General features: G+C 64.1%; 13 protein-coding genes. 3 read left to right on the top strand and 10 right to left on the bottom strand.

Annotation, left to right across the window (positions count from 1 at the left end; genetic code table 11):
* Nucleotides 1-78: 78 nt before the first annotated feature.
* From RMCB_RS17425 to RMCB_RS17400, 6 genes are all read right to left on the bottom strand, one after another.
* Complete coding sequence (locus RMCB_RS17425) at nucleotides 79-1,029, bottom strand: hypothetical protein (protein WP_062829764.1); 951 nt, start codon at nucleotides 1,027-1,029, stop codon at nucleotides 79-81.
* Nucleotides 1,030-1,254: 225 nt separating this feature from the next.
* Complete coding sequence (locus tag RMCB_RS17420) at nucleotides 1,255-3,762, bottom strand: bifunctional DNA primase/polymerase (protein ID WP_062829763.1); 2,508 nt, start codon at nucleotides 3,760-3,762, stop codon at nucleotides 1,255-1,257.
* 272 nt (nucleotides 3,763-4,034) lie between these two features.
* Complete coding sequence (locus RMCB_RS17415; RefSeq protein ID WP_062829762.1) at nucleotides 4,035-4,379, bottom strand: helix-turn-helix domain-containing protein; 345 nt, start codon at nucleotides 4,377-4,379, stop codon at nucleotides 4,035-4,037.
* A 228-nt stretch (nucleotides 4,380-4,607) separates the two neighbouring features.
* A complete protein-coding gene (locus RMCB_RS35870; RefSeq protein ID WP_131805547.1) occupies nucleotides 4,608-4,901 on the bottom strand; it encodes a hypothetical protein in 294 nt (97 codons plus the stop codon).
* A gap of 274 nt (nucleotides 4,902-5,175) precedes the next feature.
* Nucleotides 5,176-5,805, bottom strand: coding sequence for a hypothetical protein (locus tag RMCB_RS17405; RefSeq protein WP_062829760.1), 630 nt, complete (start codon nucleotides 5,803-5,805; stop codon nucleotides 5,176-5,178).
* A complete protein-coding gene (locus RMCB_RS17400; protein WP_062829759.1) occupies nucleotides 5,795-6,046 on the bottom strand; it encodes a hypothetical protein in 252 nt (83 codons plus the stop codon). The genes RMCB_RS17405 and RMCB_RS17400 overlap by 11 nt, the downstream gene beginning before the upstream one ends.
* A 220-nt stretch (nucleotides 6,047-6,266) precedes the next feature.
* Here RMCB_RS17400 and RMCB_RS17395 point away from each other — a divergent pair, with 220 nt between their 5' ends.
* Both RMCB_RS17395 and RMCB_RS17385 read left to right on the top strand, forming a co-directional pair.
* The gene (locus RMCB_RS17395) at nucleotides 6,267-7,454 is read left to right on the top strand and encodes a hypothetical protein (RefSeq protein ID WP_063979632.1); all 1,188 of its coding nucleotides are present in this window, start codon (nucleotides 6,267-6,269) and stop codon (nucleotides 7,452-7,454) included.
* A 558-nt stretch (nucleotides 7,455-8,012) separates the two neighbouring features.
* Nucleotides 8,013-8,591 carry a maleylpyruvate isomerase family mycothiol-dependent enzyme gene (locus tag RMCB_RS17385; RefSeq protein WP_062829757.1) on the top strand — a complete coding sequence of 193 codons (579 nt, stop codon included), beginning with the start codon at nucleotides 8,013-8,015 and terminating at the stop codon, nucleotides 8,589-8,591.
* A 25-nt stretch (nucleotides 8,592-8,616) separates the two neighbouring features.
* On the opposite strand, the gene RMCB_RS17380 is transcribed toward RMCB_RS17385, so the two are convergent.
* Entirely contained in the window at nucleotides 8,617-10,401 is a 1,785-nt protein-coding gene (locus RMCB_RS17380) for an ABC transporter ATP-binding protein (RefSeq protein ID WP_062829756.1), read from the bottom strand.
* Between the two features lie 121 nt (nucleotides 10,402-10,522).
* Nucleotides 10,523-10,714, bottom strand: a complete 192-nt coding sequence (locus tag RMCB_RS17375) for an excalibur calcium-binding domain-containing protein (RefSeq protein WP_029366853.1) — start codon at nucleotides 10,712-10,714, stop codon at nucleotides 10,523-10,525.
* A 103-nt stretch (nucleotides 10,715-10,817) separates the two neighbouring features.
* Here RMCB_RS17375 and RMCB_RS17370 point away from each other — a divergent pair, with 103 nt between their 5' ends.
* Complete coding sequence (locus RMCB_RS17370) at nucleotides 10,818-11,795, top strand: hypothetical protein (protein ID WP_131805546.1); 978 nt, start codon at nucleotides 10,818-10,820, stop codon at nucleotides 11,793-11,795.
* Here RMCB_RS17370 and RMCB_RS17365 read toward each other — a convergent pair.
* Together RMCB_RS17365 and RMCB_RS17360 are read right to left on the bottom strand one after the other, a co-directional pair.
* Nucleotides 11,792-13,000 (bottom strand): acyl-CoA dehydrogenase family protein, encoded by a 1,209-nt coding sequence (locus RMCB_RS17365; RefSeq protein ID WP_062829754.1) that lies wholly within the window; start codon nucleotides 12,998-13,000, stop codon nucleotides 11,792-11,794. The two genes, RMCB_RS17370 and RMCB_RS17365, sit on opposite strands and share 4 nt — an antisense overlap.
* Entirely contained in the window at nucleotides 12,997-14,367 is a 1,371-nt protein-coding gene (locus RMCB_RS17360; RefSeq protein WP_062829753.1) for an LLM class flavin-dependent oxidoreductase, read from the bottom strand. Before RMCB_RS17360 ends, RMCB_RS17365 begins: the two co-directional genes overlap by 4 nt.

Genomic DNA, 14,367 nt, shown 5'->3' with positions numbered 1-14,367 from the left:
TTACCACCCCCTTAAAGCTACGCCAACCGGACCACGGTCCGAATCTCGATTCTTGCACTCCGAGCGAGCAATTCGCTGCTACCAGTCGCGTCGAGACCGCTGCGTCCGCAGGTTGTACTCACGCTCTTGCTGGAGCAGCAGCTCGTTGGCCTCCTCAATCGTCATCAGCCCCGTACCGCCGTTGCCGGGTGTGCGGGGTCCGTTCCCTGCCCCGGTGGGCGCGCAATGGTCCTCGGCCCAGGCAGGTCGGTCCTTGGTGCGCTCCTGCGGTGATGCCGCACCGCCAGGCGCAGTCCGAGGCGGTCTGTGGCTGTACCGGTCCGACACGACTTCCGCGTCGACGATCTCGCCTTCGGGTGCGGCTGCCGCGCGGTCGTACCCCGCCACGGCGAACTCCTCGGGGACGCCAGGTGTGTCCGGCTCTCCACGGAGCGCCCGGCTCTCCGCACGGCTCACGTCCGCCCAGACCACGTCGGTCTCCGACGCCACCAGACCAGCCAGCAGATCCTCGTAGGGCTTGCTCGGACCGACCTCAAGCTCCACGTGCGCCGGAGCCTTCATCCCCGCCCGGTCTAGGGCGTCCTTGATCGCCTGGAGCTTCACCGAATCACTCACACCATCGTCCGTCGCCATCTTCAGCAGCTCCCGGGCCATACGATCGGCGGCTTCCTCAAGACGCTGGCGCGCTTTGCGGCGAATGTGGCGGGTAGCCCCACCGTGCGTCCGGCAGACCGTCGCGCCATCAATCGCAACCTTCCGGCACTGCTCACCGTTCTTGCGATGCGCGACGCACCGCTGCTTCGTGGGATTCGCCGCCCACCACTCGTCACTTGTGTATTTCACGGGAATCTGCACGCCTGCCACTCTCGATTCCTCACCCGTGTCGATCGATTCGTCCGACTCGGCCGATTGGTGGTCGTCTTCGAACTCCTCACGCGCCGAAGGCTCCCGGTCTCTCGACACCTGTGGTGTCTCGATCACTTCATCCATCAGTTCATCCATCAATTCATCCATCAATTCATCGCTCATTGGTCAAAATCCTTTCTTTGCAATTGCTTACGTCTGGGCCACTAATTTCTGGCCAGGGGGGTAGAGGGGTACGAATTACCCCTCTGGGGCGCGAGACCCGGCGCTCCGCGCGATACGGGGGAATGGTTAAATTACGACTACCTGGGGTTTTAGAATCCCGGTTTTTCTGGTTCTCCGCCCCAGAGGGGTACACGCCTACCCCTCTACCCCTCTGAATTGAGCCGCTCATCGGCCCTCCTTCAGACACACAGCATGGCCGGGCCGTCCGTTGTACTCAATCGGTTTCAGATCCACGTCACCGACATCTACAAGACGCGTCAGCGCCTCATCGAAGAAGTCCTTGTCAGGACCAAACTGTCGTTTCAGCTTCGCCTTGCCCTGGTTGTTGTCGGCGCGTAGCTTTGTTCGAATACGCTCGATAATGCGCGCAATCTTCTTGTCGCGCAGCAGGTCCTCCTTGACAACCTCACGCTCCGCGTCGCGTCGCCCTGCCGCCTCTGCCGCCTTGGTTGTGTTCAAGTTCAGCGCTGACCGCACCTTGTCGCGTGTCGCATTCGACACTGCGAGAACAGTTCCCGCCAAAGCCCAGTCCTCTTCGTTGACCTTGTCGGTGCGGCCGTTCAACCACATGAATCCGACCGCGATCTTCAACCGGGCGAGCATCGCATGCGAGTCCAAGGCGCTGATCGTCGATTCACCTCGCAGCTTTGCCCGCTGTTCGGCGCGGATGGCGACGGCCACGCCTGGCGGTATCCCCAGCACATGGAATCTGTGGCGGGGTACGGGCTTGTCAAGTTCGTAGCCGTCCTTGACGTTTGCAAATTTCAGTCGGACGCCGCCGCTCTCCTCCACAGACTCGGAAGCGTCTTCATCTTCGGAAACACCTTCGTCCGGCTCGCTCGCGACAGGCCAAGCTGGCAGACGCAACGGAAGGGGTTCCTCAGGCCGGTCATCTTCCTCCGGCGCATTGGGGTCCGCCGTCGACAACCACACAAAGCGCTGTGGTGTACCGCCGTCCGCGTCCTTGAGCAAGGTGCCGCCGCAGCCTGGTTGGACGCCGACAATCATCGTCATTCGGTAGCGATGGGCCATGAGCGCAACGGCCTTCTCTGTGTCCGACCAACCGAATCCAAGCCGTTCCCCCATCCATGCCTTGCGTAGCTCCGGCATCAACGTGGATCCGCTGCGGCCTGACAGAGCGGCGACCGTGTCAATTTCGGGTGCAGTGAAGGCCACTGCATTCCGCAGATTCACTTGTTCCGGCTCTTGGCCCTTCACGCGCCTCTTGTAGGCGTACTGCTTGAGCAGCCCCTCACCACTACCGAGTGTCGCCTCGAACGGATCGACAGCGGTGTCTAGGAATGCCTTGGCCGCCGTTTCGGATGCACCCTTGCCCCACCCCGACTCGGCCACCAGTGCGACAAACAGATTGACGCTGGCCTCGCCGCCGATGGTCGGCGGCAACACTACGTTCGGCGGGATCGTTGCAATCGCTCGCGCCAGCACAGCGCCAAGCGTCGACCACGGCCCAGCACCGCGTGCTTGGGCGAACTCCCGCAGACGCGCGAGTTCCGGTCTGACCGACCAGAACTCCTCTTGGCCGAAGTCCTCCCAGGGCCTGGAGACACCCAGGCGCCAGGCCCCACCTTCGGCGAAAGCCTCCTTAATCAGCCGTTGTGCGTCCTCGTCGCCACACAAGCACCGGGGTGGTAGCGCGTGCCCCTCGTCCAGCGTGCCCTTGGCGCTGCGGAGGGCACCCCACAGCCCGCGCCCGAGTTCACCGCGCAACTCGCTGATGCCGCGCTTACCCCGCACCTGAATGGTGTTGTGGGCTGAGGTATTGCCGGCCGCCGTGCACGCCACATACCACCCGGCGTGGCCCTCCACAGCGAGATTCACCAGCTCCCACTGTGCACCAGTGATCTTGTCATGGGTGCTCTCCTCGTCCGTGATCCGGGAAAGCCACTTGCCCAACGCCTTCTGCATCCGCTTACATGGCGGGGTGTCCTCACCGCCCGGCAGCGTCGCGAGAGCCCAGTCCTTGATCTCGTCGTTTGTCGAGTCCATGTCCATGGGTTGGCCTTGGTCCTTGACCCCACCACGCGTGAGGTAGTCGAACCACTTCCGCGTCTTCGGGCTGTGTGGCGACAGGATCGGCAGCCTACCCACATTCGGAAGTCCCTCCGGCGCAGCAATTTCCCTACCGTCGGCGTCCAGCCATCCGTAACGGGCCTGCGAGTCGGGGTTCCAGCTCGGCCACACCACCGCGTACCGGTGTGCCCGCTGGATGATGTCAATTCCGTTGGCGGCCTTGCCGATAAATGCGTACCCCACGGGCACCCGGTAGAACCGAATGCCACTCGGCAATGCTCGCGACGTAGAGATGTATGTGGCCGGCAGTGGGCCGTTCTTGGCTTCGAGCTCCTCGAGTTCCTTGCCGCCGTGCTTATCGCCGTAGTCGTCGACGTCGATGCCGATGACCTCATGCTTGCCGTCCGGGGTCGGTCCGAGATGCAGAGCGATGTTGCCGACGTCGTGCTTGTCGAAGCGTCCGGTCTCGCACCACTCGCTGATCTGCTCGTCGCTGGGATGCTGCGCATTCCGACCTGTCCAGCCTTTGGGCGGGGGATGCTTCTTGCCTTTGGGCAGAGGGATTGTTCCAAGCCAACCACGTTGGCGGTACTGCTGATTGGCGGATCTGAATGGCCCTCGCTCGCCATCATGGGCTACCATAGATACTGCCTTTCTTGCTCAGATGGGTTACCTTCCAGAGGTTGTTGCAGAAGAGCCGGGGTTTCACTTGCGAGGTGAGCTTGCCCCGGCTCTTTGCATTTCTCCGGCCCAGTTGACGTCCCGATCACGTTGCGGCCTCTGATGTTTTCTCACTCGCTCCATCAGAATCCTTGGTGCGCTTTGCTTCCCGCTTATCGGCTTTGGCTTCGCGCTTGGCCGCTCTCGTTGCACAAACGTGCTCTTCGGCGTACTCGCTGCACGTCTCCTGCTGCTCACTGCGCCTCCCCTGCGGCACGAGCGCCCCGATTGCCCTTGACGGCGTGCTGATTCCCGAGCATGGCTTCGGCCCGTGATGCATAGCGCTCACTGGCCTTGCCGTACCGGCTCGCCACCCACGCGTTTAGGTCGCGCTCGGCGAACACCACGCTCTGTCCAAACACCGACGCCACAATCTCACCGCGCTTGCGCGCCTTGGTGAGCGTGCTTGCGGTCACGTCGGGGATTCCGAATGTGCGATACAGGTAGTCCACCGCGTCGTCGGTCTTGTGCATCGGGCCCAGAGTCAGCACGTCGCCGAGATCATCGTCTCGGACGTGTCCAATCTGTTCATCGGTCATTCCAGTTCCTTCCAGAGGTGTTTTGTCTTGCAGGACAACGTATTATGCCTCCCCGCTCACGAACGTTACCGTTACGGTACGCCAGGCCGCGACCCAACCGGAGAGACGAATTCGCCTGCGCTACTGCGGGTTTGTCGAGAGGCGGACGAGAGGCACGACGACGAGACCGACGGCGCAGCTATAGCCACACCGCCAGCCTCGCGTCGGGATTGCTTCTGTACGTGGGTGTTACCCGACCGATTCGATCTCTCCGGCCGTGGTCACCTTCAGCTCGAACCAGAGATAGTCGTTGCAGTAATCTGGATTCTGCTCTGCCAGTTGCGCAGTGATGGAACTCAACTCCGCATGCAGATCGTCCAGCGTAGTGGTGCTGCCATCCGACCGGCCCCGAATCACCAAGGAATGCAGACATGGCACACCTGGACCGTCGCTCTTGCACGACCATTCGGTTTCAATGTTCAGATCTAATGGAGGCGCGGGAGTCTCGTAGCGCAGATCTGCGGCGGTAGGTACATATCCCATGTTGTTGTTCCTTCCAGGGTGTGGTTGCAGCCACTTCCCAGAAAGCCCAAACGAAAATGGGCAGGCCCGAAAGCGACTGCAACGCGTTTGTTGCAGCTAACTTTCGGCCTACCCAAGCGAACGCAATGTACGGCCGAGGTGTGGACTCGTACGCTGACTGAGGAACCCCGGTCGGTTCCGGCCTCAGCGCCGTCAGAGCATCTCCACATGCTCGTCCGTCCACACTATCAAAAATGCAGCCGCCCGTGCAGAGGCGTTGTGCGCGGACGCGTTGCTAGGCCGGGGTCTGGTACGCGTCCGCCCCGCCCGCGAGCAACCACGGTCCGCAGCTGTGGCATGTGGGCACCAGCACCAGGTGCTGACCGCAGGAGAAGGTCAGGCCCGTGCGCGTGAAGTCCAGGCAGTCCGGCCCGCGCCACCCGCACCCAACTCCGCTGCCGAGCTCTGCCATGATCCAGTTCGCGGGCGTGTAGCCGCCCCGCAGCACGTGCACCCGGTCCGGCCTCCCCACCACAAGCCCGAACAACCCTCGGTAGCTCTCGGGGTCGTCCGGGTCGAAGTACTGCGGCAAGGTCTGTGTTGACCCGAACGCGCTCGTTGCAGGCTCCTGTGGTGCCACAAACGTCTCCGCTTCAGATCCCAGCGCCCGCACAGCTCGCATCGCGTCGAGGGTGTCGCGCACCTTAGCCCGAACGGTCTCGTTGTTCAGCAGAGGGAACCGCGTGCGGTCGTCGTAACGCTCGGCTTCCTGCATCGCGGCGTCGATCTGTTCTGCCCCGGCGTCGGCGACTGCGTCTTGTAGCGGCGTCCAGTCCATCTTGAGCCGCGCCGCAATCAGCAACTCGTGCAGGTCGTCCGAGCCAGTTCCCTTGCAGTCGAAGTCGTCTCGATCGTTAGCGGCCATGGCGGTGCTCCTTCTGTGTGGACATGATGAACTCGTACAAGGCCTGCGACGAGTAGTGACGGACGCCTTGGATGATGGAGTACCGGATCAGCTTCTCGTTAGTCTTGACGCGGACGTAGCGCTCGGTGACGGGGATGCCGAGAGTCCCGGTAATCCACTCTGCGGCGGCTGCTGCGGTGCGAATGTTCGGTACGGGCGACAACTCCAAGTCTGGCGGTGGAGCCGGAATTATCTTGGACATAAGCGAATTGCCTCTCTGGTCGCGTTCGTTCCTACCGATCAACGCTACGCCAATACCGACCCAATTGCGTTTCGCCGAAGGGCAACACTGGCCTAATCCCGTTCCAAAGCAACAGATCCCGCACTCACCCTGTAGCCCGGGTCTGTTAGCACCGAGTAGGGTCAATCAGAGGTCACTCGCAGGACCCGTTGATACACAACCGATCTAGGAGTGAACTGCAATGACGCTTACTCGCGCGCTCACGCCGAGCTTCCTCGAAGTACTGGCGGCTGTTGGCCTTTCGGGCCGGGACAACCGGGGCGGATACCAGACCGAAGGCGACGTCCTCGTCAATAAGAGCAAGGACGGGATCGACCTCAACGTGATCTGGGACAAGATCACCGCCGCCACAACCGAATACAATAAGCAGCGTTCCGCGCTCGCCAGCGTCCTGTCGTTCTGGACGACCGACACCGGCGACGCGATTCCGCAGGGGATCGTGCAGGCCACCATGGAAGAGGCCTCGGAGTTCGGTGTGCCCACGTCGGTGGGTACCCCGACAGCTCTGCCGCTGGGCTACCGGCTCAAGGACTTTGACCGCCGGGAGTCGTTCACATGGCGCTTTCTCCGGTCGGCTACGGCCAAGCAGATCTACGACTCCGCTAACAGCATCATGGTCGCCGACAACGCGCTCATCAACGGCTCCATCCTCAAGCGGCTGTTCGATCCGCAGGAGCTGACCAACGAGCACGCGCGCCGGGTGTTCGGGTTGTGGAACGGGGACGGAGTGGTGCCTCCGCCGTACATGGGGCAGGCGTTCGACGGGAACCACTCCCACTACTTCATCAGCCAGGGCAGCGGACTGGACTCGGCCGACGTGGAAGACGCCATGAACCACGTCACCCACCACGGCTACGGCGTCGCCCCGGGCTCGCAGCTCCTGATTCTCTGCAACCCGGCTGAAGGCGATGTCATTGCGTCTTGGCGGGCGGGGGTGGAGTCGGCCACCGGCATCAAGGCCAAGTACGACTTTGTGCCGTCGACGTCGGCCCCGGCATTCATGACCAATGAGAGCATCGTCGGCGCGCAGGCTCCCGCCAGCTACGGGAACCTGCCGGTTGCCGGGTCGTACGGGCGAGCCTGGGTGATCTCGCACGCGTACGTGCCCGCAGGCTACGTGGCGGTGGTGGCGTCCGGCGGGGCGAACTCCCCCAGCAACCCGATCGTCGTGCGGCAGTGGGATGACCCCACATACCAAGGGCTACGCGTAATCCCGGGTGCGGGTAAGTACCCGTTGGTCGACAGCTTCTACCAGAGGACTTTTGGTGTAGGTACGCGGCACCGTGGCGCGGCGTGCGTCGTCCAGGTCAAGGCCTCCGGCAGCTACACCGCACCCACCAGCATCGAGCCCGTCGGAATCGGGATCTAGCAATGCCCGAGAACCGGCTCGCCAGTCTCGACGCTAACGACTTCCCGCCACCGGGCGAGAGCGAGTTCTCCCACGGCTACGGCCTGGAGCCGCCGCAGCTCGTAGGCCAGCCGCCAAGCGCGGGCGGCCGCTACATCGGCACTAGCCCACGCACTGACTCGAACGGCCACGAGCTGCCACGCTAGGCAGTAAAGGACCAACACCGCCAGCGAACCCTGGCGGCGATGCAGACGGGACCTCTCCTAGCCCCCAACTGTGTCGCTGCCGGGGCTCGCGCCGTATCGGGGCACCTTGGTGTCGAGTGCGAGCGAACAGTCGTTCGAACCGGCCTGCCGTACCCCGGCGGTACCCCCGATGGCGCGTTTGCTCTACCAGCGCGGCGAAGATGCCACCGGCCCGATCCGGGACGGTTCGGGCTGGTCCGGCCCGGTTCGCGCCTGTCCCGACCAGCACCGATATGTTGCCCCGGCGCGCCAGAAAATACTTCCCAAGCTGAATACGCGGGTTCGATTCCCGTCATCGGCTCCACGAAGATCGCCCCTCAGTACCGTTCACAGCATGGACTCCGACGCGATCTGGCGCACGATCGATGAGCAGCGAACTGCACTTGCCGATCTGCTCGACACTTTGACCCCGGAACAGTGGGCGACACAGTCGCTGTGTGACGGCTGGACGGTGCGTGATGTCGCGGTCCACATCACGCAGTCACACATCGGCCGCAAGGAGCTGGTGTTGGGGGCGCTGAAGTCGGGCTTCCGTTTCGACGCGATGGTCCGCCGTGCGGCGGTCGATGACACGCAGACCCCGCAGGAAATCACCGCAAAACTGCGCGCCATGGCCGGTTCGAGAAGACGCCCACCGATGACCGCCGAAGTCGACCCGCTGATGGACATCCTGGTGCACACCCAGGACATCTGCATACCGCTGGGAATTGACCGGCCGATGCCCACCGAGGCGGCAGTCGCCGTCGCGGAACGGTTGTGGCACATGAAGTTTCCGTTCACCCCGCGTCGCGATCTGCCGGGCTATCGGTTCGTCGCCACCGATGCCGGCTTCGCGGTCGGCCCGCAGTGGGGAGCTCTTAGAGAAGAGCCGATCCGCGACATCGTGATGACCTTCGCCAGGCGCCGACCGTGAGGCCGAGACGAGACCGCCCAAGACTTCACCCCACAACCGCACCAGCCTCATACAACCGCCGATACAACCCACCCTCCGCCAAGAGCGACTCATGGTCACCTGACTGCGTGATCCGGCCACTCTCCAGGACCAGGATGCGGTCGGCGACACCGGCGATGAAGTCCATGTCGTGGCTGATCACCAGACACGTGCGCTGCTTCGCATAGCCGCGGATCACTCCGATGAGCCTGGCGCGCTCGTCGGCGTCGAGGTTCTCGGTCGGCTCGTCGAGCAGCAGCACGGTAGGCCGACGCAGGAGGCAGCGCGCGAGCGCGATGAGGCGCTTCTGCCCGCCGGACGGCACCTGCACGTCGACGACGGTGTCGTAGCCGTCGGCCAGCTTCGTGGGATCGGTGATGACGGAGTGGATGTGGGCCAGCGTGCATGCCGCCTGAATCTCAGCATCGGTTGCCGACGGAGAAGCCAGCCGAATGTTCTCGCGGATGGTGTCTTTGGTGAAGAACGGGAACTGCGCAAGCTTGGACACCTCGTCGCGCAGCGACGCGATCGTGACACCGGTGATGTTATGACCGTCGAGCAGAATCCGCCCACGCTGGGGGTCGAGGAACCGCAGCACGAGGTTGAACACCGTCGACTTGCCCGACCCGATGCCGCCAACGATGCCCACGGTCTCGCCCTCGGCGACGGAGAACGACAGTCCGTCGAGCACCGGTCGGTCTGCGGTGTAGCCGAACGCGACGTCCTCGAAGACCAGGTTGCCGCGCACGTGCCCGAGGTCGACGGCGTCCGCGGGTTCGTGCACCGTGGGCTGGGTGTCGAGCAACTCGTAGGTTGCCGCGGCGTTCGGCGCCACGGACTGGTAGGTGGTGTAGGCACCCAGAACCCGTTGCGCCGCACCGAACATCGTCGGCACCATGCCCGCGAACACCAAGAGCCCGGCGAATGTCAGGCCGAACGTCGCACTGTAGGCAACGCCGATGATCAGCACCACGACCGTGCTGAGGGCGACGAAGATCTGCGAGCCGTTCACGGTGGCCTGCATCCACACGACCGAGTCGGCGTCGCTCTTGGCGGCATCCTCCGATGCGGCACGAAACCTGCTGCTGCGCAGGGATTGAGCGTTGAAAAGCTGGATCTCGGCGATACCGCTGACAGTCTGCTCCACCTCGGAGGCCATGGTGCGGTTGGCATTCATCACTCGGCGCATCACGGCTTGCACCTGGCGGCCCGCGAATCTCAGGACGAGCAGCGCCAGCGGCGTGAGAAGCAATGCCGCAACGGTCATCTGCCACGAGATGGCCAGCAGATACCCGATCACCACCACGAGCACCACGGCGTCGATGACGGGAGGCAGCAGGCAGTCGGTCAGAAGGCGTTGCACACCAGCGGATTCCGTGGTGACGCGCTGGATCAGTTCACCGTTGCGGGATCCGGTGAAGAAATCGAGCGACAAGGTTTGCATGTGGTCGTGCACGCGTTGCCGGATGTCGACCACGAGCGCCCGCTCGACCTTCGTGCCGACCCACGCGTTGACGAAGTACATGCCTTGGGCCAGTAGGAGCGAACCGGCCCACACCGCCAGCATCACCGCGAACGGCACCGAACCCGCCAGTGACCGCAGCAGACCGTTGTCGCGGGCGACCAGAGGCCCGCGTAAATCCCAGACCCCGCTGAGGTTTCCACTGCGACCGGCGTCGGCCACCACCTGCATCATGGGCCCGAAGGCCGCGACGGTGAGGTACGGCAACGCCGACGCCACCACCCCGAGCAGCAGGAGCACGACGAGCAGCCCGCGGACCGGGCGGAGCATGCGCAGACTGCGCCACACCAGATGGCGAGATCGGGCCAATGGATTCCGCCCTTCGTACGACGCGAGAGCAGCGTCTACTGCTCAGTGGCATCTTCCACGAAGGCGCGTGAAAGCGCGCCCACTACTCGCAGGCGAGTCCATCTCCGTCACGGTCGCCACCCGACCAGTAGGCCGGATCGTCCTGCGGAATGTTCCATCGGCCGTCCTTGTGCGCCTCGGTGCAGTTGGCGTAGGGCCGCGCGGCGGCGATGGGCGCGAGACCGGTGCCGGCGACAGCGATGGCGGCAACGACGAGGAACGCACGGACGAGCATGGCAACCTGACCTTGAATTGACGTGGACGTAAGAACGCCAAATCGTAGCGGTTCCGTGACATTCGTCACAACTCGCATCCCGCTGTGTGGTACGAACCGTGTCATGCAGGAGCGGACGCAGGAAATCGCCCGGTTGCGGCGGGCGTTCAACGACCGCGTCCACGCCCTGCTGACGCCCGAGAGCAGAACCGCGCTCGCCGAGCTGCGGGCCAAGCACCGCACGGCGTGGGCACACTCGTTGGCGATGACGATCGGCGACCCCACCGCGATGGGCGAAACCCGCGCCAAGCTACTCGCCGAGAAGCGCCAAGCGCTCCTGAAGATCCCCAACTACCACGCAATACAGCAACTGCGGCAAGAGTTTTCGCGCGACTACGAGCGCCTCACCGAACACCGCACGGACCGGCTCCGAGCGCATCCACAGACTTGGGCCGAGGACCTCGACGCGTTCGGCATGCAGACGTTCGAGCCGCCGTTCACCGCGTCGGACATCGTAGAATTCCCCGACATCCCCGGCACCGACCCGATCAAATCGAACCAGTCGGCGACGGCACCGCCGCAGGGCCTGATCATCAACGACGTCACGTGGCACGACGACAACACCTTCGGCGAGATCAACGACTACAACCGCTGGGCCGGGTGCGACGTGTCGGTGGGTATCGACTTCGAGGCGCCCAGCTCCGGCTTTCTCAATGTCGCGATCAGCATGAAGAATCTGGTCAACCAGATCTGGGTGCGCGGAACCGACAACTTCGGTCTCTCGTCGGCGACCATCTCGCTCGACCACCACGTGTTCGTCCGGGTGCTCCGCGGCGATCAGCGCGTCACGGCATTCAAGACCGTCTTCAGCCGGACCTGGGTCCAGCTGGAGGGCGACGACTTCAATTTCACGTTCCCGCCGATCCCCGACGGCCCGGCAGTGTTCGCCACAGACTTCGCTGACGCGCTACATGCCGGTGAAAAAGTCCAGATCCTCGGCGGTTGCGAGACCGTGATCCACACCGACGTGTCCGACATGGATTGCACGGCCCGCGTCAACATGTGGTGGCAGCCGCAGAAGTTGTGGATCTGGCTGAGTTAGAAGTAACCGCTGCCCGGCAGCGCTGTGCCGCGGACGTAATACGCCCCGATCGCCTGCGCCTTGTACGACGTCGGATTGTGCGAGGCGAGCGTCCGGATGTTCCGCCAGTGCCGATCGAGCAGATGCACGTTGCGTACCACCGATGCGCCGCCGATGTCGAAGATCTGCGACGCCGCTTTCTGGCCCAGTGCGTCGACGACAACTTTCGCGTGGGCTGCCTGCAGCGACGCCTCGTGCGCAAGCCGTAGATCGGGATCCACGCCTGCGGTGTCTGCGTCGAACGCCAGTTCCAGGGCGTCGGCGGCACGCAACACCGTCGTCTCGGCCGCATAGGCCGCCGCCGCGATCTCGCCGATCTCACGCTGCAACAGCGGATCGTCCGGCGCCGAGGCGGTCGGCGCCCAGGCGAAGCTGCGGGACCGCTGGTGCACGTGCGCGACGGCGTCGTCACGCAACGCGTGCAGCACCCCGACGATCAAAGCAGTTACATACAACTGAAAGAAGGCCCCCGACAGGTACATCGGCGCCGGGTCACTGCCCTCGGCCGCAGGCGGCAGCGGCAGCACCTCGTGCGGGTACACCACCACATCGTCGAAAACGGCGGTGCCGGTTCCCGTGGCACGCTGGCCCATACCGTCCCAATCGTCGAGGACCGTGACGCCGGCCCGGTCGGTCGGCACCAGGATCAGCACGGTGGCACCGGTGTGGTCGCTGGCCAGCACCTCGGTGTAGTCGGCGTAGAGGGTACCAGTGGTGAAGTACTTGGTTCCGTCGAGTCGCAACTCATTTCCCTGCGGCGTCAGCCGGGTTTTCCAGGTGAACTCGCCGACCGTGGTTGTGCCCAATTCGGTGGACGCATTGCCGACGAGTTTGCCACTGAGCGCCAGATCGATGACACGCTGACGTTCTTCACCCCCAAGCCGCAGCCGCTCTTCGACGTGCGCGAAATGCCCACGCAGGATGTGTGCGACGTTGACATCGACGCTGGCCAAGGCGATCACCGTGGCGAACAGCTCGCGCAAGCTGGCGCCGCCGCCACCGTCTTCGGCGGGCACCCGGAGCGCTCCGAGACGGGCATCACGAATGAGATCAATTGCGGCGAAGGGCCGTTCACCGCTGCGCTCGCGGTCCAACGCCCCCGCGCCGATAGCAGCGAACAGCTCCTGCAGCCGATCCGCACCCAAATCGATGGTGGTGACGGTCATCGTTGTGCCTCCTGGGTCACGCGGCGGTAACCCGCCGCTCGATGGGTCTCGGGCAGCCGTGGCCCTCGGCCGAACAGCTTGTGCCGCAACGTCCCGTCGGCGTACGACGTCTTGTACACCCCGCGGCGCTGCAACTCAGGGACGACGTGATCGACAAAGTCGACAAACGAGCCCGGCGTGATGACGTTGGTGATGTTGAACCCGTCGACGTCGGTCTCTTCGACCCACTCCTGCAGGTCGTCGGCGACCTGTTGCGGGCCTCCGACGCTGAATCCGCCTTCGGCGTCGATCGCGTGTGCGTCGACGAAATCGCGCAGGGTCCACTGCCCCTGGCCGTAGTTCTGCACGGAGGATTTCAGGAATTCGTTGTCGGTCACCGAAACCGGGTCGTCGAGGTCGAACTGGGACAGGTCGGTTCCCAGCCAGCCCGACCACAATGCCAACGCACCTTCGGGGTCGATGTAGCGTCGGAACTCGGCGTAGCGGGCCTGAGCGGCGGCGTCATCGGCACCGGTGACGACGACGTGACCGTTGACGATCTTGACGTCATAGGGATCCCGCCCCGCAGCTTCGGCGCGACGCCTGATGTCGGCGACGGTCTCTCGCAGCGCCTCCTTGGTCGGCGCGCTGACGAAGATCACCTCGGCATTCTCGGCGCCGAACTGCTTGCCCCGGTTGGAAGCCCCAGCCTGATAGAGCACGGGGGTGCGCTGCGGCGACGGTTCGCACAGGTGGATGCCGGGCACCCGGAAATGCTTGCCCTCGTGGTCGATCGGGTGCACCTTGGCCGGGTCGGCGTACTCCGCGCGGCCCGGGTCGGTGCCGACCGCGTCGTCGTCCCACGAGCCTTCCCACAACTTGTAGAGCACTTCGGTGTACTCGTCGGCGATGTCGTAGCGGTCGGCGTGCGGCGTGATGGTGTCCAGTCCGTGGTTGCGGGCGGCGCTCTCCAGGTAGCCGGTGACGATGTTCCAGCCGACGCGGCCCTTGGTGAGGTGATCCAGCGTCGACATCCGTCGTGCGAACGAGTACGGGTGCTCAAACGATGTCGCAGCGGTGACGCCGAATCCGAGATGCTCGGTGACCGTGGCCATGGCGGGTACGACCAGCAGCGGGTCGTTCACCGGGACCTGCGCACCGGACCGCAAGGCGGCTTCGGGGCCACCCCCGTAGACGTCGTAGACACCGAGCACGTCGGCGATGAAGAGTCCGTCGAAAAGCCCGCGCTCCACCAACTTCGCCAGGTCCAGCCAATACCGCAGATCCTTGTACTGCGCGGCCTGCGAGTCGGGATGTCGCCAGGTACCGGCGACGATGTGTGCCACGCAGTTCATGTCGAATGCGTTGAGGACGATCTGTCGGGTCAT

Origin of the sequence: Mycolicibacterium brisbanense (assembly GCF_001570425.1) — a bacterium.
GTDB classification, from domain to species: domain Bacteria; phylum Actinomycetota; class Actinomycetes; order Mycobacteriales; family Mycobacteriaceae; genus Mycobacterium; species Mycobacterium brisbanense.
Note: the sequence above shows the minus strand (reverse complement) of the source record. Positions and strands in the feature narration are given on the sequence as shown.